The sequence below is a fragment of the Sphaerotilus sp. FB-3 genome (genome assembly GCF_023706025.1).
GTDB lineage: Bacteria > Pseudomonadota > Gammaproteobacteria > Burkholderiales > Burkholderiaceae_C > Sphaerotilus > Sphaerotilus sulfidivorans.
The window spans coordinates 1-20751 of the sequence record NZ_BQWE01000048.1 but is presented as its reverse complement, the minus strand read 5'-3'; the positions used below and the strand labels follow the sequence as shown (position 1 = coordinate 20751).

Sequence of the window (20751 nt, the reverse complement as noted above, 5' to 3'; positions counted from 1 at the left end):
CCAAGTGGCGTGACAAATTACCGGGCAAGTTACGCTAAAATAATGGGGACAGACTTCAAATGCAAAAAAATACCACGGTAATTTCGAGTTCCTGTCGCGGGCAGGCCACAAGAAGAACGGCGCGCCCCGAACCGGGGCGCGCCGTCATGTGTCACCGCGTTGCGGCTGGGCCGCGTGTGCTCAGCGCTTCTTCAGCGCGTCGCGGATCTCGCGCAGCAGCACCACGTCTTCGGGCGTCGGTGCCGGCGGGGCGGGCGGCGCCGGCGGCTCGGCCTTCTTCAGGCGGTTCATGCCCTTGACCATCATGAAGATGATCCAGGCCAGGATGATGAAGTTGATCGCGATGGTGAAGAAGTTGCCGTAGGCCAGCACCGCGCCGGCCTTCTTGGCTTCGACCAGCGTCGTGGCGGTCTGGCCGGCCAGCGGGATGAAGGCGTTGCTGAAGTCCAGCCCGCCGAAGATCTTGCCGACGATCGGCATGATCACGTCGCCGACCGCCGAGTCGACGATCTTGCCGAACGCGCCGCCGATGATCACGCCGACGGCGAGGTCCATCACATTGCCCTTGAGGGCGAAATCCTTGAATTCGCTCATCATGCCCATGGTTGTTGCTCCTGTGGTGTCGGGCGCTGGCGCCCGTGGTTTCCCGCGGAAATGAATCTTGGTGAAGCTCGGGGTCTGGAAGTGGGCGTGCCTCTTTGTCACGCCTCGTGAAGTATTGCCGCTGTCAGCGCCACGTCAACCATCATTAGGTCGGGGCTGGAGGCTGGCATGAAGGCGACATGAGCAGGGCCACAGCCGGGACAGGCCGTGCTCCTGAGCGTGTTGTTTTTGCCTCAGCTTGGCGGTGCCACAGACAGGGCTGGGTGTTGCCGAATGTGGAGAAGCCCCTTCGGGCTGGGCTAGAATTAGGGGTTGCCCCCCTCTCAGAGACCGGATCTTTTCCCGAGGAATAACATGAGTGACCAGCAAGTCGACCAGGCCAAGCGGACGTGGCTGATCGCGTCGGGCTGCGCAGGCGCCGTAGGCGGCCTGGCAACCGCCGTGCCTTTCGTCAGCACTTTCACGCCGTCGGAGCGGGCCAAGGCGGCCGGCGCCTCCGTCGAGGTCGACATCAGCGCACTCAAGCCGGGTGAGAAGATCACGGTCGAATGGCGTGGCAAGCCGGTCTGGGTGGTGCGTCGCACGCCCGAGCAGCTCGAGGCCCTGAAGGCGCTGAGCGCCGAGATGGCCGATCCGGAGTCGGTGCGCACCGCCTATCCGACGCCGGAGTACGCGCGCAACACCCCGCGCTCGATCAAGCCCGAATACCTGGTCGTCATCGGCATCTGCACCCACCTGGGCTGCTCGCCGTCCGACAAGTTCCAGGCCGGTCCGCAGCCCTCGCTGCCGGACGACTGGAAGGGCGGCTTCCTCTGCCCCTGCCACGGCTCCACCTTCGATCTGGCGGGCCGGGTGTTCAAGAACAAGCCGGCGCCGGACAACCTCGAGGTGCCGCCGCACATGTACCTGTCGGACACCTCGATCCTGATCGGTGAAGACAAGAAGGCTTGAAGGAACTGAGGTCCAACATGGCTGAATTCAAAGTCGCTCCCCCGGACGCCTCCGCAGGCGAGAAGCTGCTGACCTGGGTGGACAACCGCTTCCCCGCGTCCAAGCTGTACAAGGAACACCTGTCCGAGTACTACGCCCCGAAGAACTTCAACTTCTGGTACTTCTTCGGCTCGCTGGCGCTGCTGGTGCTGGTGATCCAGATCGTGACCGGCATCTTCCTGGTCATGCACTACAAGCCGGACGCGGCCCTCGCGTTCGCCTCGGTCGAGTACATCATGCGCGATGTGCCCTGGGGCTGGCTGATCCGCTACATGCACTCCACCGGCGCCTCGGCGTTCTTCGTGGTGGTCTACCTGCACATGTACCGCGGCCTGATCTACGGCTCCTACCGCTCGCCGCGCGAGCTGGTGTGGGTGTTCGGCTGCGCGATCTTCCTGGCGCTGATGGCCGAGGCCTTCATGGGCTATCTGCTGCCCTGGGGCCAGATGTCCTTCTGGGGCGCGCAGGTGATCGTGAACCTGTTCGCCGCCGTGCCCTTCGTCGGCCCGGACCTGGCGCTGCTGATCCGTGGCGACTTCGTGGTGTCGGACGCGACGCTGAACCGCTTCTTCAGCTTCCACGTCATCGCCGTGCCGCTGATCCTGATCGGTCTGGTGGCCGCTCACATCATCGCTCTGCATGAAGTGGGCTCGAACAACCCGGACGGCGTCGAGATCAAGGCCAAGAAGGACCCGAAGACCGGCATCCCGCTCGACGGCATTCCCTTCCACCCGTACTACTCGGTGCATGACCTGCTGGGCGTGACCGTCTTCCTGATGGCCTTCACCGGCGTGGTGTTCTTCGCGCCCGAGTTCGGCGGCTACTTCCTCGAGTACAACAACTTCATCCCGGCCGACCCGTTCAAGACCCCGCCGCACATCGCGCCGGTCTGGTACTTCACGCCGTTCTACTCGATGCTGCGTGCCACCACCGACGTGATGATCAACGTGCTGGTGGTCATCATCGGCCTGGCTGCGGTGATGGCGGTGCTCAAGGGCAATCTGCCGAGCAAGGCCAAGGTCGGCGTGCTGGTCGGTGCGGTGGTCGTCTGCGGCCTGCTCAAGACCTTCGACGCGAAGTTCTGGGGCGTGGTCGTGATGGGCGGTGCCGTGATCATCCTGTTCTTCCTGCCCTGGCTGGACCGCAGCCCGGTCAAGTCGATCCGCTACCGTCCGACCTGGAACAAGACGCTCTACGGTGTCTTCGTCGTGTTCTTCCTGGTCCTGGGCTATCTGGGCATCCAGCCGCCGTCCGACATCGGCACGCTGATCGCCCAGGTCGGCACGCTGTTCTACTTCGGCTTCTTCCTGCTGATGCCGTGGTGGAGCCAGATCGGCGAGTTCAAGCCGGTCCCCGACCGCGTGACCTTCCAGCCGCACTGATGCCTGCCCACGACACGGAGCCCAGACAACCATGAAAAAGTTCATCGCTTCCCTGCTCGTGGCGGCGTCGGCCTGCCTGACCGCGCTGACGCCGGCTCATGCCGCCGGTGGCGCCGCGGTGCAGCTGGACAAGTTCCCGACCGAGAAGCTGCACGACACCGCCGCGCTGCAGCGTGGCGCCCAGCTGTTCGTCAACTACTGCCTGAACTGCCATGCCGCCGCGTTCATGCGCTTCAACCGGCTGCAGGACATCGGTCTGACCGAACAGCAGATCAAGGACAATCTGCTGTTCACCACCGACAAGGTCGGTGACCTGATGAACGTCTCGCTGAACGCACGCCAGGCCAAGGACTGGCTGGGCGCGACGCCGCCGGACCTGACGGTCATCGCCCGCTCGCGTGCCAGCCATGCCGGCAGCGGTGCGGACTACCTCTACACCTACCTGCGCACCTACTACCGCGACGAGACCAAGGCGACCGGCTGGAACAACCTGGCCTTCCCGAGCGTCGGCATGCCGCATGTGCTGTGGGAACTGCAGGGCGAGCGCCGCGCGATCTTCGAGGAGGTCAAGGATCCGCATGACCCGAGCAAGGTCACGCACGCCTTCAAGAGCTTCGAGCAGATCAAGCCGGGCAAGATGTCGGCGCAGGAGTTCGACTCGGCGGTCGGCGATCTGGTCGCCTATCTGCAGTGGATGGGCGAGCCCAACCAGGGCCTGCGCACCAAGCTGGGTGTCTGGGTGCTGCTGTTCCTGGCCGTGTTCACCGTCATCGCCTGGCGTCTGAATGCAGCCTTCTGGAAGGACGTCAAGTAAGCTGACGTTCCCGGTGTCCGGCGCCGGATCCGGGCGGCCGCCTCGTGCGGCGCCTCGGGCCGGTGTCACCGCGCAGAGTGCCCATCGAGGCCCTCTGCGCGCTTTTGTTTTTCAGAGTTCGGTTCCAGAGCTCTGTCTTCTCTTCGAGGAGCGATCTCCGCCATGATGGTGCTTTACTCCGGCACGACCTGCCCCTACTCGCATCGCTGCCGTTTCGTGCTGTTCGAGAAGGGCATGGATTTCGAGATCCGTGACGTCGATCTCTACGCCAAGCCCGAGGACATCGCGCTGATGAATCCGTACAACGAGGTGCCGATCCTCGTCGAACGCGAACTCATCCTGTACGAATCGCACATCATCAACGAGTACATCGACGAGCGTTTCCCGCATCCGCAGCTGATGCCGGGCGACCCGGTGGCTCGTGCACGCGTGCGCCTGTTCCTGTTCAACTTCGAGAAGGAACTGTTCACGCATGTCAACCTGCTCGAGGGCCGCGGCGGCGTCAAGGCCACCGAGAAGGACCTGGAGCGTGCGCGTTCGCAGATCCGCGACCGGCTGACGCAGCTCGCGCCGATCTTCCAGAAGAACCGCTACATGCTGGGCGAGGACTTCTCGATGCTCGACGTGGCGATCGCGCCGCTGCTGTGGCGCCTGGACTACTACGGCATCGAGCTGTCGAAGAACGCCGCGCCGCTGCTGAAGTACGCCGAGCGCATCTTCTCGCGCCCGGCCTACATCGAGGCGCTGACGCCGTCCGAGAAGGTGATGCGCAAGTAAGCCGCGCTGCCGTTCCCGCTGCCGACCCGGATCCACTTCTGCCTGAGCGCACCGCTGCATGTCCGTCGATCACGATTCCCAGGGCACCTCGACCCGTCCCTACCTGATCCGTGCGCTGCACGACTGGTGCATCGACAACGGCTTCACGCCGCTGCTCGCCGTTCATGTCGACTCCTCGGTGCGCGTGCCGATGGAGTTCGTCAAGAACAACGAGATCGTGCTGAACGTCAGCTTCGATGCCACCAGCGGCCTGCGCCTGGGCAACGACGTGATCGACTTCAAGGCCCGCTTCGGCGGCGTCGCGCGCGACATCGTCGTGCCGATCGACCATGTGATCGCGATCTACGCGCGCGAGAACGGCCAGGGCATGGCCTTTCCGATGCCCGAGGGCCCGACCGATCTCGAGCCTCAGGCCCCGGCCGAGACGCCCGAGCCACCGGCGCCCAGCGCCGGGCTGCGACTGGCGCCGGCTCCTGCCTCCGCCGCAGAGATGCCCGCCGACGCGGATGCGGGTGGCGACGAGCCGCCGCCGGCCGCACCGCCTGCGGGCGCACGGCCGTCGCTCAAGCGCATCAAGTGAGGCTGCAAGCGAGGCGGCCGCAGGTGCAGCAGGCTCGGGCCTGACACCTCGGAGCGCTTTTTCACTACAATCCGGCTCCCCGCCGACTTAGCTCAGCTGGTAGAGCAACTGTCTTGTAAACAGTAGGTCATCCGTTCGATTCGGATAGTCGGCACCAGGGTTACGATGAAGCCCGCGTCTCCCACCGGAGGCGCGGGCTTCTTTCTTGCGGAGAGCGTTCGCGGTGAATCTGAGGACACAAGCAAGCGCGGCCGAGCTGCCGCGTCGGCCTGTCTGGTGGCGGGCGCTGTGGCTGTCGGCCGGGCTGGTCGCGCTGCTGCTGGGCGTGGTCGGCATCTTCCTGCCGCTGCTGCCGACCACGCCCTTCGTGCTGCTGGCCGCAGCCTGCTTCTCGCGCGGCAGCACCCGCTGCGAGCGCTGGCTGCTGTCCCACCGCACCTTCGGGCCGATGGTGCGCGACTGGCGTCGCCACCGTGCCATTCCGCGCCGGGCGCGCTGGCTGGCCTTCGCGATGATGGCGATCGGATCGGTCGTGGCGGCCTGGTCGCTGCCGCGGCTGCAGTGGCTGCCGGCGCTCTGCTGCGCGCTGGTGGCGCTGTGGATGGCGCGGCTGCCTGCGCGCGAGGATCTGCCGCTTCAGGACTCGTCCGGAAACAGCGGCAGCGTCTGAGTCAGCGGCGCGTCCGCTGGAGCGGTCTGCGGCATCGGGGGCGGGCGCTTCGGCCGCGGCCGCGGCGGCTGCGCATCGGCGCGCGACAGCGTGCCCACCCGCACGCCGAGCAGGCGCAGGCGCCGGTTCAGGCTGACGCGCTTCAGGCACAGGCCGCCGGCGCGGCGGATCAGCGCGGCGTCTGCCGTCGGCAGCTCGATCGTCAGGTCGCGGGTGACGGTGCGGAAATCGTCGAAGCGCAGCTTGATGCCGATGGTGCGCCCGACCCAGCCCTTGCGCTGCAGGTCGGCCGCCACCTGCTCGCACAGCCGGGTGAAGAGGGCGCCGAGCTGCTCGCGGTCGTGGCGCGGGTGCAGGTCGCGATCGAAGGTGGTCTCGCGGCTCATCGACACCGGATCGCTGTGCGTCACCACCGGGCGGTCGTCCAGGCCGTGGGCGCTGCGGTGCATCCACAGCCCCTGCGTGCGGCCGAAGTGCTCGACCAGCCAGTCGGGCGTGCAGGCGGCCAGCTCGCCGATGGTCTGGATGCCGAGCTGCTCGAGCCGCGTGCCGGCCTTCGGGCCGATGCCGTTGATGCGGCGCACCGGCAGCGGCCAGATCCGCAGCGGCAGGTCGGCGGCGGTCAGCACCGTCAGGCCGCCGGGCTTGTCGAGATCGCTGCCGATCTTGGCCAGCAGCTTGTTCGGCGCCAGGCCGATCGAGCAGCTCAGGCCGGTGGCGGTGCGCACGTTGTTGCGGATGTCCTGGGCCAGCGCCCGTGCGCCGCCCAGCGGGTCGTGGCCGAGCGGCTCGTGCGCGCGCGCCACAGCGCTCAGGTCGATGTAGATCTCGTCGATGCCGCGGTCCTCGATCGCCGGGGCCAGCTCGGCCACCGCCTCCTTGAAGGCGCGCGACAGGCGCCGGTACTCGTCGAAGTCGGCCGGCAGCAGGACCGCGTCCGGCGCCAGCGCGGCGGCCTTCATCAGGCCCATGCCGGAATGGATGCCGCGGGCGCGCGCCTCGTAGGTCGCGGTGGTGACCACGCCGCGGCCGGCGTAGTCGCCCAGGCGCGGCCAGTGGCCGTCCTCGAAGCGCGCGGCGCGGGCGCGGCTGCCGCCGACCACCACCGCGCGGCCGCGCAGCTCTGGCCGGCGCAGCAGCTCGACCGAGGCGTAGAAGGCGTCCATGTCGAGGTGCGCGATCAGGCGGGCAGGCGAGGTCGGTGGCGCGGGCGGCGGCGTGTGCGCCTGCACTGCACTGGCATCGTGAAATTTCCGGGTCGGGTCGCCATCCGCATCGTGCATGTGCCGATTGTGGCGGACCTAGAATGCATCGCATGATCTCTCGCGAACCCACCCTGGAGCGGCTGGCCACCGCCCGCCGGCTGCTGCTGGACCCGTTCGGCCTGACCGAGGCCACGCTGACGCGGGCGCTCAACACCCTGTCGGCGCACCGCGTCGACGATGCGGACCTGTACTTCCAGTACACCCGCAGCGAGGGGTGGAGCCTCGAGGAGGGCATCGTCAAGAGCGGCAGCTTCTCGATCGACCAGGGCGTGGGCGTGCGCGCGGTCGCCGGCGAGAAGACCGCCTTCGCCTATTCGGATGACATCTCGGAGGCGGCGCTGCTGGATGCGGCACGCACCGTGCGCACCATTGCCGCGGCCGGCCAGAGCCGGCGCGTCAAGGTCGATACGCCGCAGGTGGTGGCGCCCAGCCGCCGGCTCTACCCGGACCTGGATCCGATCTCCACGCTCGACAGCACGCAGAAGGTGGCGCTGCTCGAGCGCATCGAGCGCATGGCGCGTGCCAAGGATCCGCGCGTGGTGCAGGTCATGGCCGGCCTGGCGGGCGAGTACGACGTGGTGCTGGTGGCGCGCGCCGACGGCACGCTGGCAGCCGACGTGCGCCCGCTGGTGCGCCTGTCGGTCACGGTGATCGCCGAGCAGAACGGCCGGCGCGAGGTCGGCTCGGCCGGCGGCGGCGGGCGCTTCGGCTTCGGCTACTTCCAGGACTCGCTGCTGCAGGACTATGTCGACCGGGCGGTGAGCTCGGCGCTGACCAACCTCGAGAGCCGTCCGGCGCCGGCCGGCGAGATGACGGTGGTGCTCGGCCCCGGCTGGCCGGGCGTGCTGCTGCACGAGGCGGTCGGCCACGGCCTGGAGGGCGACTTCAACCGCAAGGGCTCGAGCACCTTCTCGGGCCGCATCGGCGAGCGCGTCGCCGCCAAGGGCGTGACCGTGCTCGACGACGGCACCCTCGCCGACCGCCGCGGCTCGCTCAACATCGACGACGAGGGCCATGTCAGCCAGAGGAACGTGCTGATCGAGGACGGCATCCTCAAGGGCTACATCCAGGACGCGATGAACGCGCGGCTGATGAAGGTCAAGCCCACCGGCAACGGCCGGCGCGAGAGCTACGCCCATGTGCCGATGCCGCGCATGACCAACACCTACATGCTGGCCGGCGACCGATCGCGCGAGGAGATCATCGCCTCGATCGACCGCGGCCTCTACGCCACCAACTTCGGCGGCGGCCAGGTCGACATCACCAGCGGCAAGTTCGTCTTCTCGGCCAGCGAGGCCTACTGGGTCGAGAAGGGCAAGATCCTCTACCCGGTCAAGGGCGCGACGCTGATTGGCAACGGCCCGGAGGCGATGACGCGCGTGTCGATGATCGGCAACGACCTCGAGCTGGACTCGGGTGTGGGCACCTGCGGCAAGGACGGCCAGAGCGTGCCGGTGGGCGTGGGCCAGCCGACGCTGCGCATCGACGGCCTGACCGTCGGCGGCACGGCCTGAGCCGGGCCTGACGACAGGCTTGCGCCTGCGTCGCCCGGAGCCGACATCGCCCCCAGTCCAGGGATTTCCGGTTGACGCGGCCGCTCGGCCTCTCTACATTCGACCCCCATGAAGCGTTTTGCCTTCTTTTTTGGCTACTTTTGGTTCTCGCACCGCACCGGCGGAGGAGAGGCCCACGCGTAGCTGAAAAGCCCGCAAGCGCTCCAAGGAAACCGCCGGATCCCCGGCGGTTTTTTTTTGGCCGCCGCCCGGAGCCCCGGTCTTCCGCATCCCGAATCGGCATCCGACACCCGACACACGACTCTCCCAGGAACACGAAGATGAACGCCAAGACCGCTTCCGGCACCGATGCCTGGTATCCGCCCGTCGACAAGACCTCGCAGACCGACGACGAAAGGATCCAGGACGTGACCCCGCTGCCCCCGCCCGAGCACCTCATCCGCTTCTTCCCGATCCGCGGCACCGCGATCGAGAGCCTGATCAGCGAGACCCGCCAGTCGATCCGCAACATCATGCAGGGCCGTGACGACCGCCTGCTGGTGATCATCGGCCCGTGCTCGATCCACGATCCGGCCGCCGCCCTGGAGTACGCCCGCCGCCTGAAGCCGCTGCGCGAGAAGTACAAGGGCACGCTGGAGGTGGTCATGCGTGTCTACTTCGAGAAGCCGCGCACCACGGTGGGCTGGAAGGGCCTGATCAACGACCCGTACCTGGACGAGAGCTACCGCATCGACGAGGGCCTGCGCATCGCGCGCCAGCTGCTGATCGACATCAACCGCCTCGGCATGCCCGCCGGCAGCGAGTTCCTCGACGTGATCTCGCCGCAGTACATCGGCGACCTGATCGCCTGGGGCGCGATCGGCGCGCGCACCACCGAGAGCCAGGTCCACCGCGAGCTGGCCTCGGGGCTGTCGGCGCCGATCGGCTTCAAGAACGGCACCGACGGCAACATCCGCATCGCCACCGACGCCATCCAGGCGGCAGCCCGCCCGCACCACTTCCTGTCGGTGCACAAGAACGGCCAGGTCGCGATCGTCGAGACCAAGGGCAACACCGACTGCCACGTCATCCTGCGCGGCGGCAAGGCGCCGAACTACGACGCCGCCAGCGTCGCGGCCGCCTGCAAGGACCTGGAGGCCGCCAAGCTGCCGGCCACGCTGATGGTCGACTGCAGCCACGCCAACAGCAGCAAGCAGCACGAGCGCCAGATCGACGTGGCGCGCGACATCGCCGACCAGATCGCCGCGGGCGGCCGCAGCGTCTTCGGCGTGATGGTCGAGAGCCATCTGAAGGCCGGCGCGCAGAAGTTCTCGCCGGGCAAGGACGACGCCTCGAAGCTGGAGTACGGCCGCAGCATCACCGACGCCTGTATCGGATGGGACGATTCCGAGCAAGTGCTGGAAATCCTGCACCGCTCGATCCTGGCCCGCCGCAGCTGAGCCGCTAGGATCAGGGGGATCCTTGCATCATCTCTCGGAGACAGGAGACCCCGACATGACTGGCAGCCTGACCGTTCGCTTCTCTCCCGACCAGGAGTTCGTCGTTGCCGCCGCCGAGCCGCTGCCCGCTGCCGATGCGGCACGACAGTGGCTCGACGAGCAGTTCCTCGAGTTCGACTGCGAGCCGCTGCGCGCCTCCGGCAAGGTGCTGACTGCCGACAAGCTGCTGGCGGTGGCGGATGCGGCAGGCGCCCGGACCTTCGGGCCGGAGGGCGATCCGGCCTGGGCTGCCCGGCTGGCTGCCGCGGCCTGCGCCGCCACCGGTCGGCAGGCGGTGCGGCTCGACATCGTCGAGGGCCGGGCCAGCTTCTGAGTCTTCCCCGGACCCTCAGGCGGTGTTGTCGTCCTGCTGGCGGGCGAGCCGCTCGCTCTTCCAGTAGACGTCGTCGCCGCCCAGCCCGTCGAGGTTGGCGCGGTTGAGCACCCGCGCCAGCACGAACAGCAGGTCCGACAGCCGGTTCAGGTACTGGCGTGGTGCGCTGCGGACCTCTTCGCCGGAGCGCTGCAGCGTCACCACCGCACGCTCGGCGCGCCGGGCGATGGTGCGCGCCACATGGGCGAGCGCAGCGCTGCGGGTGCCGGCCGGCAGGATGAACTCCTGCAGCCGCGGCAGCTGCGCGTTGTGATGCGCCAGCGCCTCGTCCAGGCGCAGCACCGCCTCGTCCTTCAGCAGCGCATGGCCCGGAATGCACAGCTCGCCGCCGAGGTTGAAGAGTTCATGCTGGATGACGACCAGCAGCTCGCGCACCTCGGCCGGCAGCGGCTCGGCCAGCAGCACGCCGATCTGAGAGTTGAGTTCGTCCACGTCGCCCATCGCCGCGATGCGCAGGTGGTCCTTCGGCACGCGCGTGCCGTCGCCCAGGCCGGTGGTGCCGTCGTCCCCGGTGCGGGTGCTGATCTGTGTGAGTCGATGTCCCATGCCGGCATCCTAACGGCTTGTCCCTGGCCCCGGCCGCGGCGGGCACAATACGCAGCAAGCACGATCTGTCACGAATTCCGAAAGCTCTTTCCATGTCCCAACCGTCCCAGAACGACCTCACCGATGCCGAGATCGGCGAACTCGATGACCTGCTGGCCCAGATCCCGGCTCCGCTGGAGGCGCTCGATGTGGTGATGCTCGATGGCTATCTCTGCGGCGTGCTGGCTCAGCCTGTGCCCGTCGACATCGCCGAGTGGCTGCCGCCGGCCTGCGACTGGAACCTCGGCGACGAGGAGCAGGGCGGCGGCGCGGTGCTCGCGCCGGACACCGCGGGCTGGCATGGTGCGCGTCACGAGCGCCTGCTCGCGCTGGTGCAGCGTCGCTTCGACGCCCTGAACCGCCAGATGGTCGAGGACGGCTGGTTCGATCCGGTGGTGATGCAGCCGCTCGGCGAGGATGACGAGCCGCTGACCGGCCGCGCCCAGATCGAGGGCGCGCTGGGGCCGTGGATCATCGGCTTCGAGCATGCGCTCAACCATTTCCCGGGCCTGGAGGACCTGCCTCATCCGGACATTCCGGACCTGCTGGCCTGCCTGCGCCGCCATCTGCCCGACCAGAGCGAGGACGAGCAGGCCTACACCAAGGCGCTCGACCAGGAGCATCCGCTGAAGTCGCTCGACGCGGCGATCGAGGATCTGGTCGGCAATGTGGTCGAACTGGCCGACATCGGCCGCGCCGAGCGGCTGAAGGTCACGCAGGTGCGTCGCGGCGCGCCCAAGGTCGGCCGCAACGACCCCTGCCCGTGCGGCAGTGGTCGCAAGTACAAGCAGTGCCACGGCCGCGACCAGAGTTGATCCGGGTCAAGGCCGGACTGACTTCATGCTGACAGACTGGGTCCGTCGGGTCCTCGAGGCCCGTGGACTCACCCCGCAAGGAGACTCGCATGAAGATTCTGGTCGCCGTCGATGGCAGCGAATTCACCCGCCGCATGGTCGCTTACTGGGCGGCTCACGACGAGTGGCTCGGCGCCAAGCATGAGTACACCGTGCTGACCGTGGTGCCGCCGGTGCCGCCGCGCGCGGCCGCGGTGCTGGATCGCGAACTGCTGAACGCCTACTACGCCGACGAGGGCGAGAAGGTCTTCCACCCGCTGCGCACCTTCCTGGACAAGCAGGGCCTGAAGGCGACCTTCCTCAGCAAGACCGGCCACATCGCCGACACCATCGCCGCCACCGCGAGCGAGGGCAGCTTCGACCTGCTGATGATGGGCTCGCATGGCCACGGCACGCTCGGCAACCTGGTGATGGGCTCGGTCGCCACCAAGGTGATGGCGCACTGCAAGGTGCCGGTGCTGCTGATCCGCTGAATCAGCCCTTCGACTCCGATCCGGGATCGGCCAGGCCCTCCGGCGCGGGCCGCTGACGGTCGCGCCGGTCCTGATCGCCCTGGGGCAGGGTGTCTGCAGTCTGCGGGCCGAAGCTCATGTCCAGGCCGAAGGCGGTGCCGTAGTCGGCGCAGTCCTCGGAGCGGCGCCTCTCCGGCGCCGGCCTGGCACGGCCTGATTTCCATGAGGGCCAGCTCAGCCAGCTGGTCAGCGAACGCTTCATCGTCGTCATTGCCGATCTCCCGAGACTGCCTGCCGCGGCCCGTCGACTGCACGGACGGACCGGTCTCCAGGGCGTCGGACCGGTCCGTCGGCCGGCGTCAGCCGACCTGGGGTCCGGGCCGGCCCGCCTCGACATGGAAGCGGGCCAGCGTGCGCATCCGTGAATGCGGCAGCACCGGAAAATCCGTCGCCCTGGCGATGCAGTTTAGCGAGCGCTCCGTCACTTCCAGTTGCATGTAACCCCTGACATCGCTGCGGGCGTGCAGGATGTCCGGGTTGGCGCGGCGGATCAGCGACATCGTCGACTGCGGCATGCCCGCCGAGGTCAGCGAGGTGGCGACGAACTCGCTGGCGACCACCGGCGAGCGCGGATCTCCCGGGCGGGCGCGCAGCTGCGCGGCGACATGCCGGTGCACGTCACCGCCGAGCACGACGACATCGTCGATGCGCTGCTTACCGATGAAGCCCAGCAGCGCGGCGCGTTCCCGGGCATAGCCATCCCAGCCGTCGGTGAAGACCAGCCGGCGTCCGTCAGGTGCGGGCAGGCCCCAGGGGCTCATCTGCGTCGACTGGCCGATCAGCTTCCAGCGCCGCCGCGATCCGGCCAGACCCTGCTGCAGCCACTGGCGCTGGGCTGCACCCAGCAGCGAGCGGCCGGGGGCGGACACCGCGTCGCAGTTCCAGCGCAGATGGCCGTTGTAGCGGCCGTCCTCGTTGCAGGCCTGCACGTCGCGGTACTGGCGACCGTCCAGCGTCCACAGCTCGGCCAGCCGGCCCCAGGTGAAGCGGTCATGCATGCGCATGCCGCCGGGTCCGGGCTGCTGGTCGAGCGCCAGCGGCAGATGCTCGAAATAGGCCTGATAGGCATGCGCGCGCACCCGCACGAACTCTGCCGGGGGCAGGTCGAAATCATCGTCGCCGCGCAGGCCGGCGTAGTCGTTGCGGACCTCGTGATCGTCCCAGGCCAGGATCCACGGATGCGCGCGGTGCGCGGCCTGCAGGTCCGGATCGAGCTTGTAGTGCGCGTGGCGGCAGCGGAACTGCGGCAGCGAGAAGGCCTGGCCCGACGGATGCTGGCCGGTCTCGTGGCTGCGCACCCGCAGTCGGCGTGCGCAGGGGTTGTCGTAGATGTAGTCGCCGGTGAACAGCACGAAGTCGATGTCCAGCCCGGCGATCTCGCGCTGCGCGACGAACCAGCCCTGCTCGTAGTGCTGGCAGGACGCCAGCACCAGGCGCAGCCGATCGACGGGCGCGTCCTCGGCCGGTGCGGTGCGGGTGCGACCGGTCGGGCTGACCGCATTGCCGGCGATGAAGCGGTAGAACCAGATCCGCCCTGGTGTCAGCCCGTCGGCGTGTACCCGCACGCTGTGGGCCTGCGCCGGATCGGCCCAGACGGTGCCGCTGCGCCGGAGGCGCGAGAAGCCCTCGTCCTCGGCCACCTGCCACTGCAGCGCCACCAGCGCGCGTGGCATGCCGCCTCGCGGCGCCATCGGCTGCGGCGCCAGCCGGGTCCACAGGATCACCGAATTCGGCCGCGGCTGGCCGCTGGCCACGCCGAGCGTGAACGGGTCGGCGCCGAAGTGCGGGCGCTCCTGGCGCGGCAGCGACAGGTCCGGTGCGGCCGCGACCCGCTGTGCGGCCAGGAGCGCGGCCCAGCGCGACAGTTCCCGCAGGGTCGCGCGGCGAGAGAGGGGGGAAGGGTTCATGGTGCGCCGCAATAATAGTCAGGCGCCGCACGCTCCAGACCGATCAGCTCATGCGCACCGGGCCGTCCTGCGGAACTCCTGCCGCCAGCGCCGCGCCGATGCGCTCGAGCAGGCCCGGCCGGGCGGTGCCGGCCGAGACCGCATCGGCCAGCTTCCACTGATGCCAGTGCAGGTCCACCGGCACATGCACCTCGGGGCGCAGCAGCTGCAGCTGGCCGGCCTCCACCCGCGAGCGCACCAGCGGCCAGGCCGCCACGCCGATGCCCCAGCCGCGCTCCACCGCCTGGACATAGGCCTCCGACGACGGCACATAGCGCTGCAGCAGCCGCGGCGAGGGCAGATCGAGCGCCCGCTCCACCCACTGCGCCTGCGCGTCGTCCTTGCGGTTGAAGACGACGAAGGGCACCTGCGCCAGATGGCGGTGGCTCAGCCCGCGCGGGCCGATCATGCGCTCGACGAAGGCCGGGCTGGCCACCGCGACATAGCGCATGGTGCACAGCGGCGTGACCCGGCAGCCGCGCAGCGCCTCCGCCAGCGTCGACACGCAGCCCAGCACCCGGCCCTCGCGCAGCCAGTCATGGGTGAAGTCCTGGTCGTCGACGATCAGCTCCAGCGAGATGCCGTCGTCGACCAGCGGCTGCAGCGCCGGCAGCACCCAGGTCGCCAGGCTGTCGGCATTGACCGCGATCGGCACCCGGTCCTCGACATCGATGCGTTCGCCCAGATCGCGCGCGACATCGCTGCGCAGCGCCTGCAGCTGGCGCGCGTAGCGCAGCAGCACCTGGCCCGGGCCGGTGAGCCGCAGCGGACGCGAGCGCACCACCAGCGGCTGGCCGATCTGCATCTCCAGCGCGCGCAGCCGCTGCGACACCGCGCTCTGGGTGATCGCCAGCCGGTGCGCGGCGCGCTCGAAGCTGCCTTCATCGACCAGGGCGGCCAGGCAGTCGAGGGCGGCAGGGTCGAGCATTTTCATAAGCACCGATTATCAAACCTGAAACAAATTCATGTCTCTTTTGATCGAGGGCGGCCGCTGTCACCATCGCGTCATCGCCCGGAGCCGGGGAGCAGCGTCGCTGCCGCACCGCGCCTGACCGGCAAGGAGATCACGATGAAAGTCACCATCCTCGGCGCCGGCATCATCGGCGTCAGCACCGCCTGGCACCTGCTGGAGCTCGGCCATGAAGTCACCGTCATCGAGCGCCAGCCCGATGCCGCGCTGGAGACCAGCTTCGCCAACGGCGCGCAGATCTCGGTCAGCTTCTGCGAGCCCTGGGCCAATGCCGGTGCGCCGCTGAAGGTCATGAAATGGCTGATGAGCGACGAGTCGCCGCTGCTGTTTCGCCCGAAGCTCGATCCACAGCAGTGGCGCTGGGGCCTGTCCTTCCTGGGCCAGTGCAGCGACGCGGCCTTCGAGCGCAACGTGCGCCAGCTCGTCGCGCTGGGCAGCTACAGCCATGAGACGCTGAAGTCGATGGTCGCGGCCACCGGCATCGAGTACCAGCGCCTGGAGCGCGGCATCCTGCACTTCTTCTCGACCCCGGCCGACTTCGAGTCGGGCGCGGCCGGCGCCGAGCTGATGCGCCGCTACGGCGTCGACCGCCGCGTGCTCAGCCGCGAGGAGGTGCTGCGCGTCGAGCCGGCGCTGGCCTCGTGGGCGCCGAACATCGCCGGCGGCACCTTCACGCCGTCGGACGAGTCGGGTGACGCCTGCGTCTTCACCCAGCAGCTGGCGCGGCGCTGCATCGAGCGCGGCGCCACCTTCCTGTACGAGCACGAGGTGCTGCCGCTCGAGCGCATCGGCGGCGCGGTCAGGCAGGTGCGGGTGCGCCGCGTCGGCCATCCGCAGGTCCGCACGATCGCGGGCGACGCGGTGGTCGCGGCGATGGGCTCGTACACCGCGCCCCTGCTGCGCGGCGTCGGTGTCGATCTGAACATCTATCCGGCCAAGGGCTACTCGGCGACCTTCCGGCTGCGCGATCCGAAGCGCGCCAGCGTGGTCAGCCTGCTCGACGACACCCGCAAGATCGCGATCTCGCGCCTGGGCGACCACATCCGCGTGGCCGGCACCGCCGAGCTGGCCGGCTACGACACGAGCCTGGACGGCCGGGTGGCCCGTGCGCGCTGCGAGTCGCTGCGCCGGCGCTTCGAGCAGCTTTTCCCCGGCGTGGCCGACACCAGCGAGCCGAACTACTGGACCGGCCTGCGCCCGAGCACGCCGACGAACATCCCGTACATCGGCCGCACGAAGGTCGAAGGTCTGTGGGTCAACGCCGGCCACGGCACGCTGGGCTGGACGCATGGCGCGGGCTCGGGCCGCGCGCTGGCCGAGCTGATCAGCGGCCGTCAGCCGGCGCTGGCCTTCGGTTTCACTGGGTACCGCGAGGTTCAGGGGCGTTTCAAGGCGGTTGCTGCCTGATTCGCGGTGATGATGACTTGAATCGGCTGGAAAGGTGACTGACTGTTAACACAGAAGCGATGAATTTCGTCCTTTTCCAGTTCATCCTTTGTGGGGATGTGCGCTCTCGGACCCCCCCCATAAAGTCACTTCATCAGCTGTCACGCGGTACCACGAAAATCCGCCCCTGACACACGAGAATCTGAAAAAAAACATACAGGATTCCGTGGTCGGGACTCAGGATTTCCCAACGGCGCTCATCCGGAGCGTCCATCAACCCACCCTCGTTGGTGGGTTTTTTTTTGCCCGAGCGTCTCGCGCAGATAGGTCACCAGGGCATGGACCGCACGCGGCACATGCGGGCTGTAGGGCCGGATGGCCCAGAGCTGCTCGCCGAAGGCGCCGACGCATTGCCATTGCGGCAGCACCTCGACCAACTCGTCGCGGGCGAGCGCGACGTCGGCGCTGAAGTCGGGCAGCAGCGCGATGCCCAGGCCGCCCAGCGCGGCCTCGCGCAGCACCTCGCTGTTGTTGGCGCTGAACGGGCCGCGCACCGCGACGGTCACATGCGGTGCCTGCGCGCCAGCGGGGCCCCTGTCTCGCCGGCGGAACTGCCAGGCCGGCGTCTCGCCGGGGCGCAGGTAGTGCAGGCAGTCATGCGCTGCCAGGTCCGAAGGATGCTCGGGCGTGCCGCGCCGGGCCAGATAGCCGGGTGTGGCCAGCAGCAGCGCCCGGGTCGGGCGCAGTGGCCAGGCCACATGCGTCTCCGGCGGGTGGCCGGTGTGCCGGATCGCCAGATCGAAGCCCTCCTGCGCCAGCGAGACCAGCCGGTCCGACAGGTCGAGTTCCAGCTTCACCTCGGGATGCGCCTGCAGGAAGGCCGGCAGGTGCGGCACGATGATCTGCCGCCCGAGCGCCACCGGCATCGTCAGTCGCAGCCTCCCGCGCGGCACTGCCGCCAGATCCTTGACCTGCGCGAAGCCGCGCTCGATCTGGCTGTAGGCATCGCGCGTGCTGTCGACCAGCTGCTGGCCGGCCTCGGTCAGGCGCACGCTGCGGGTGGTGCGCTGCACCAGCGGCACGCCGGCGGCACGCTCCAGATCGGCGATGCGCTGGCTCATGCCGGCCTTGCTCAGCCCGAGGCGCTGCGCGGCGGCGGTGAAGCTGCCGAGATCGCCCAGCACCGTCAGCGCATGGATCGGCGACCACAGCGTGTCGAGGCGGCGGGCCTGCGGGTCATCCTGAAGCGTCACGCCAGCTCCTTTGTTCCGGGTTTTCTCGAATGATTGTTCGTTCCGATGAACAGTGTATCCATCGCCGAGGGCTGTTCAGCCTCCGGTGGCCTGCCTAGACTGCGCTCCATTCCTCCAGGAGAGCACGCCATGTCCGCACCGACCCCGTTCACCCGCACCGCGCCTGTCGGCCACTACATCCAGGGCGAGATCGTCGCCGGCAGCAGCGGCCGCTCGCAGGCCGTCTACAACCCGTCCACCGGCGCGGTCGCGCGCGAGGTGGTGCTGGCCACGCAGGGCGAGGTCGAGGCCGCGATCGCCGCGGCCAAGGCCGCATTTCCGGCGTGGGCCGACACGCCGGCGGTGCGCCGTGCGCGCATCCTGAACAACTTCCTGGCCCTGCTCAACGAGCACCGCGACGAGCTGGCCGCGATGATCACCGCCGAGCACGGCAAGGTCTTCACCGACGCCCAGGGCGAGGTCACCCGCGGCATCGAGATCGTCGAGTTCGCCTGCGGCATCCCGCAGCTGATGAAGGGCGACTACACCGAGCAGGTCTCCACCGGCATCGACAACTGGACGATGCGCCAGGCCCTGGGCGTGGTCGCCGGCATCACGCCGTTCAACTTCCCCGTGATGGTGCCGTGCTGGATGTTCCCGGTGGCGATCGCCTGCGGCAACACCTTCGTGCTCAAGCCCAGCGAGCGCGACCCCAGCCCCAGCCTGCTCATGGCCGAGCTGCTCAAGAAGGCCGGCCTGCCCGACGGCGTCTTCAACGTCGTGCAGGGCGACAAGCTGGCCGTCGACACGCTGCTGAACCATGCGGATGTGAAGGCGGTCAGCTTCGTGGGCTCCACCCCGATCGCGCAGTACATCTACGAGACCGGCGCCCACCACGGCAAGCGCGTGCAGGCCCTGGGCGGCGCGAAGAACCACATGGTGGTCATGCCCGACGCCGACGTCGACCAGGTGGTCGACGCGCTGATCGGCGCGGCCTACGGCTCGGCCGGCGAGCGCTGCATGGCGATCTCGGTGGCGGTCTTCGTCGGCGACGAGATCGCCGACAAGGTGGTGCCGAAGGTGGCCGAGCGCGCCCGCGCGCTCAAGATCAAGGACGGCATGCACCTCGACGCCGAGATGGGCCCGATCGTGACCGCGCAGGCGCGCGACCGCATCGAGGGCTACATCGCGCTGGGCGTGGAGGAGGGCGCCGAGCTGGTGGTCGACGGCCGCGGCTTCCGCCCGGCCGGCCTGGAGAACGGCTTCTGGACCGGCGGCACGCTGTTCGACCGCGTGACGCCCGAGATGCGCATCTACAAGGAAGAGATCTTCGGCCCGGTGCTGGGCTGCGTGCGCGTGGCCACCTTCGCCGAGGCGGTCGACCTGATCAACGCGCACGAGTTCGGCAACGGCGTGGCCTGCTACACCAGCGACGGCAACACCGCGCGCGAGTTCTCGCGCCGCATCCAGGTCGGCATGGTCGGCATCAACGTGCCGATCCCGGTGCCGATGGCCTGGCATGGCTTCGGCGGCTGGAAGAAGAGCCTGTTCGGCGACATGCATGCCTACGGCGAAGAGGGCGTGCGCTTCTACACCAAGCAGAAGTCGATCATGCAGCGCTGGCCGGCGAGCATTGGCAAGGGCGCCGAGTTCGTGATGCCGACGGCGAAGTGAGGCGGGGCGGCTGACGGGTTGTCAGCCAGCCAGAAAATGAAAATCGGCTGGGGAGTTTGCGCTCCCCAGCCGATTTTCATTTCCGTGATGGAATTCGCAAATTTTTCGGTGTTCTCTGTGGTGAATCTGCTTTGCTCCGGCACTATTGAGTGCTGCGGTGGTGCGGAGGTGGCGATCAATAGTAATTTATTGTCTTGAATTGAGTGGCGGTAGAATTGGGGTGATGCCAAGTTTTGTTTGGATGATGATTTTTGTACAAATTTAAAATTCATGGTGGTTCATGAGAAAAATCTTTGGGACTTTTCTTCGAGCGTTGTCTGTTGTCTGGTTTATTTTTGCAACAATCAGGATTGTTGCTGTTTTTGTGGGTGTGATGCCCGGGTTTGATATTTTTGTTGGATTTTTTGGAGTGGGCGTTGCTGTCGCAACGTTTAAATTTGGAACATGGTTAAAAACTAGTAAACCAAAATATTCGTTTGGCCAAAGACTTGATCGAGTTAAGTCTGGCTGGTGGGGCATAGAATATAAGTCTCGGTTTGTGATATTTTTGTCTTGCCTGTGGATTATTGCTGCATCCTTGTGGCAGGACGATGGGGAACGTAATTTAGGGCTGATACTTTGGCCATCCATTGGATTACTTGTTGCATATTACTTATATTGTAGGCTGGTGGTCCAAAACTTGGAGCCGAGCAATCCTGTCGAGTCAGATACAGTGCCTCAAGTAGAGTTGGTTATATATGATAAATCAAGAGAAAGTGTGCGAGAGTCAACTTCTGTATGGGCTGCATTGTGGGCTGGTGTATCGCTTGCTGCAATAGTGGCAATTACTTTTTTGGTCTTTCAGTCATCATATAAAACATCAAGTGAAAGTGTTTCAATATCTCCGGCTTCTTCAGTGGGCGGTGTTCGTTCTGAACAAGTGCCATTTAAATTAAATGAATTTGAGAAAAATGACTCAGATGGGGTTTATGAAAACTATCGCTTTGGTTTTCAAGTTAAGTATCCGAGAGATATTCTATTTCCGCAGGGAGAGTCGGAGAATCAGGGCCGTTCACTGCTCCCTGACGCCCGCATAGTTGAGCACGAGATCAAGGCAAAGAGCGTTGCGGTAGAGGGCCTGGGAGA

21 protein-coding genes and 1 tRNA gene are annotated in these 20751 nt (G+C 67.3%); 15 read left to right on the top strand and 7 right to left on the bottom strand.

The window, feature by feature from the left end; genetic code table 11:
* Positions 1-180 precede the first annotated feature (180 nt).
* Positions 181-603, bottom strand: coding sequence for a large conductance mechanosensitive channel protein MscL (gene mscL / locus NFT33_RS16205; RefSeq protein WP_309296161.1), 423 nt, complete (start codon positions 601-603; stop codon positions 181-183).
* A gap of 354 nt (positions 604-957) precedes the next feature.
* Between mscL and petA the strand changes: the two genes are divergently transcribed.
* The 7 genes from petA (at position 958) to NFT33_RS16170 (ending at position 5816) form a co-directional block, all read left to right on the top strand.
* A complete protein-coding gene (gene petA / locus NFT33_RS16200; RefSeq protein WP_220785502.1) occupies positions 958-1554 on the top strand; it encodes a ubiquinol-cytochrome c reductase iron-sulfur subunit in 597 nt (198 codons plus the stop codon).
* Between the two features lie 17 nt (positions 1555-1571).
* On the top strand, positions 1572-2975 hold the full coding sequence (locus NFT33_RS16195) for a cytochrome b (protein ID WP_251676892.1): 1404 nt from the start codon (positions 1572-1574) through the stop codon (positions 2973-2975).
* A gap of 31 nt (positions 2976-3006) precedes the next feature.
* Positions 3007-3789 (top strand): cytochrome c1, encoded by a 783-nt coding sequence (locus NFT33_RS16190; protein WP_149504261.1) that lies wholly within the window; start codon positions 3007-3009, stop codon positions 3787-3789.
* A gap of 162 nt (positions 3790-3951) precedes the next feature.
* A complete protein-coding gene (locus NFT33_RS16185; protein WP_037478668.1) occupies positions 3952-4566 on the top strand; it encodes a glutathione S-transferase N-terminal domain-containing protein in 615 nt (204 codons plus the stop codon).
* Positions 4567-4624: 58 nt separating this feature from the next.
* Positions 4625-5146, top strand: coding sequence for a ClpXP protease specificity-enhancing factor (locus NFT33_RS16180; protein ID WP_149504260.1), 522 nt, complete (start codon positions 4625-4627; stop codon positions 5144-5146).
* A gap of 81 nt (positions 5147-5227) precedes the next feature.
* Positions 5228-5303 (top strand) — tRNA-Thr (locus NFT33_RS16175).
* 66 nt (positions 5304-5369) lie between these two features.
* Positions 5370-5816 carry a YbaN family protein gene (locus NFT33_RS16170; protein ID WP_220785504.1) on the top strand — a complete coding sequence of 149 codons (447 nt, stop codon included), beginning with the start codon at positions 5370-5372 and terminating at the stop codon, positions 5814-5816.
* On the opposite strand, the gene NFT33_RS16165 is transcribed toward NFT33_RS16170, so the two are convergent.
* Positions 5783-6982, bottom strand: coding sequence for a DNA polymerase Y family protein (locus NFT33_RS16165; RefSeq protein ID WP_244954535.1), 1200 nt, complete (start codon positions 6980-6982; stop codon positions 5783-5785). The genes NFT33_RS16170 and NFT33_RS16165 overlap by 34 nt on opposite strands.
* 149 nt (positions 6983-7131) lie before the next feature.
* Between NFT33_RS16165 and tldD the strand changes: the two genes are divergently transcribed.
* The 3 genes from tldD (at position 7132) to NFT33_RS16150 (ending at position 10407) form a co-directional block, all read left to right on the top strand.
* Positions 7132-8595, top strand: coding sequence for a metalloprotease TldD (gene tldD, locus NFT33_RS16160; protein WP_251676890.1), 1464 nt, complete (start codon positions 7132-7134; stop codon positions 8593-8595).
* A 320-nt stretch (positions 8596-8915) separates the two neighbouring features.
* Positions 8916-10034, top strand: a complete 1119-nt coding sequence (locus tag NFT33_RS16155) for a 3-deoxy-7-phosphoheptulonate synthase (RefSeq protein ID WP_251676888.1) — start codon at positions 8916-8918, stop codon at positions 10032-10034.
* 55 nt (positions 10035-10089) lie between these two features.
* Positions 10090-10407 (top strand): hypothetical protein, encoded by a 318-nt coding sequence (locus tag NFT33_RS16150; protein ID WP_251676886.1) that lies wholly within the window; start codon positions 10090-10092, stop codon positions 10405-10407.
* Positions 10408-10422: 15 nt separating this feature from the next.
* On the opposite strand, the gene NFT33_RS16145 is transcribed toward NFT33_RS16150, so the two are convergent.
* Positions 10423-11013, bottom strand: a complete 591-nt coding sequence (locus NFT33_RS16145; RefSeq protein WP_251676884.1) for a cob(I)yrinic acid a,c-diamide adenosyltransferase — start codon at positions 11011-11013, stop codon at positions 10423-10425.
* Positions 11014-11105: 92 nt separating this feature from the next.
* Between NFT33_RS16145 and NFT33_RS16140 the strand changes: the two genes are divergently transcribed.
* Positions 11106-11867 (top strand): UPF0149 family protein, encoded by a 762-nt coding sequence (locus tag NFT33_RS16140; RefSeq protein ID WP_251676882.1) that lies wholly within the window; start codon positions 11106-11108, stop codon positions 11865-11867.
* Positions 11868-11956: 89 nt separating this feature from the next.
* Positions 11957-12379 (top strand): universal stress protein, encoded by a 423-nt coding sequence (locus NFT33_RS16135; protein WP_251676880.1) that lies wholly within the window; start codon positions 11957-11959, stop codon positions 12377-12379.
* A 1-nt stretch (position 12380) separates the two neighbouring features.
* On the opposite strand, the gene NFT33_RS16130 is transcribed toward NFT33_RS16135, so the two are convergent.
* The 3 genes from NFT33_RS16130 to NFT33_RS16120 form a co-directional block, all read right to left on the bottom strand.
* The gene (locus NFT33_RS16130) at positions 12381-12629 is read right to left on the bottom strand and encodes a hypothetical protein (RefSeq protein WP_251676878.1); all 249 of its coding nucleotides are present in this window, start codon (positions 12627-12629) and stop codon (positions 12381-12383) included.
* Positions 12630-12717: 88 nt separating this feature from the next.
* The gene (locus NFT33_RS16125) at positions 12718-14325 is read right to left on the bottom strand and encodes an alkaline phosphatase D family protein (protein WP_251676876.1); all 1608 of its coding nucleotides are present in this window, start codon (positions 14323-14325) and stop codon (positions 12718-12720) included.
* A gap of 43 nt (positions 14326-14368) precedes the next feature.
* A complete protein-coding gene (locus tag NFT33_RS16120; protein WP_149504250.1) occupies positions 14369-15298 on the bottom strand; it encodes a LysR family transcriptional regulator ArgP in 930 nt (309 codons plus the stop codon).
* Positions 15299-15433: 135 nt separating this feature from the next.
* Here NFT33_RS16120 and NFT33_RS16115 point away from each other — a divergent pair, with 135 nt between their 5' ends.
* On the top strand, positions 15434-16741 hold the full coding sequence (locus tag NFT33_RS16115) for a D-amino acid dehydrogenase (protein ID WP_149504249.1): 1308 nt from the start codon (positions 15434-15436) through the stop codon (positions 16739-16741).
* A gap of 236 nt (positions 16742-16977) precedes the next feature.
* On the opposite strand, the gene NFT33_RS16110 is transcribed toward NFT33_RS16115, so the two are convergent.
* A complete protein-coding gene (locus tag NFT33_RS16110; RefSeq protein WP_251676874.1) occupies positions 16978-17973 on the bottom strand; it encodes a LysR family transcriptional regulator in 996 nt (331 codons plus the stop codon).
* Positions 17974-18102: 129 nt separating this feature from the next.
* Between NFT33_RS16110 and NFT33_RS16105 the strand changes: the two genes are divergently transcribed.
* On the top strand, positions 18103-19626 hold the full coding sequence (locus NFT33_RS16105; protein ID WP_251676872.1) for a CoA-acylating methylmalonate-semialdehyde dehydrogenase: 1524 nt from the start codon (positions 18103-18105) through the stop codon (positions 19624-19626).
* A gap of 280 nt (positions 19627-19906) precedes the next feature.
* Positions 19907-20751: hypothetical protein (locus NFT33_RS16100; protein ID WP_251676870.1), on the top strand; the 845-nt coding region annotated here is incomplete at its 3' end.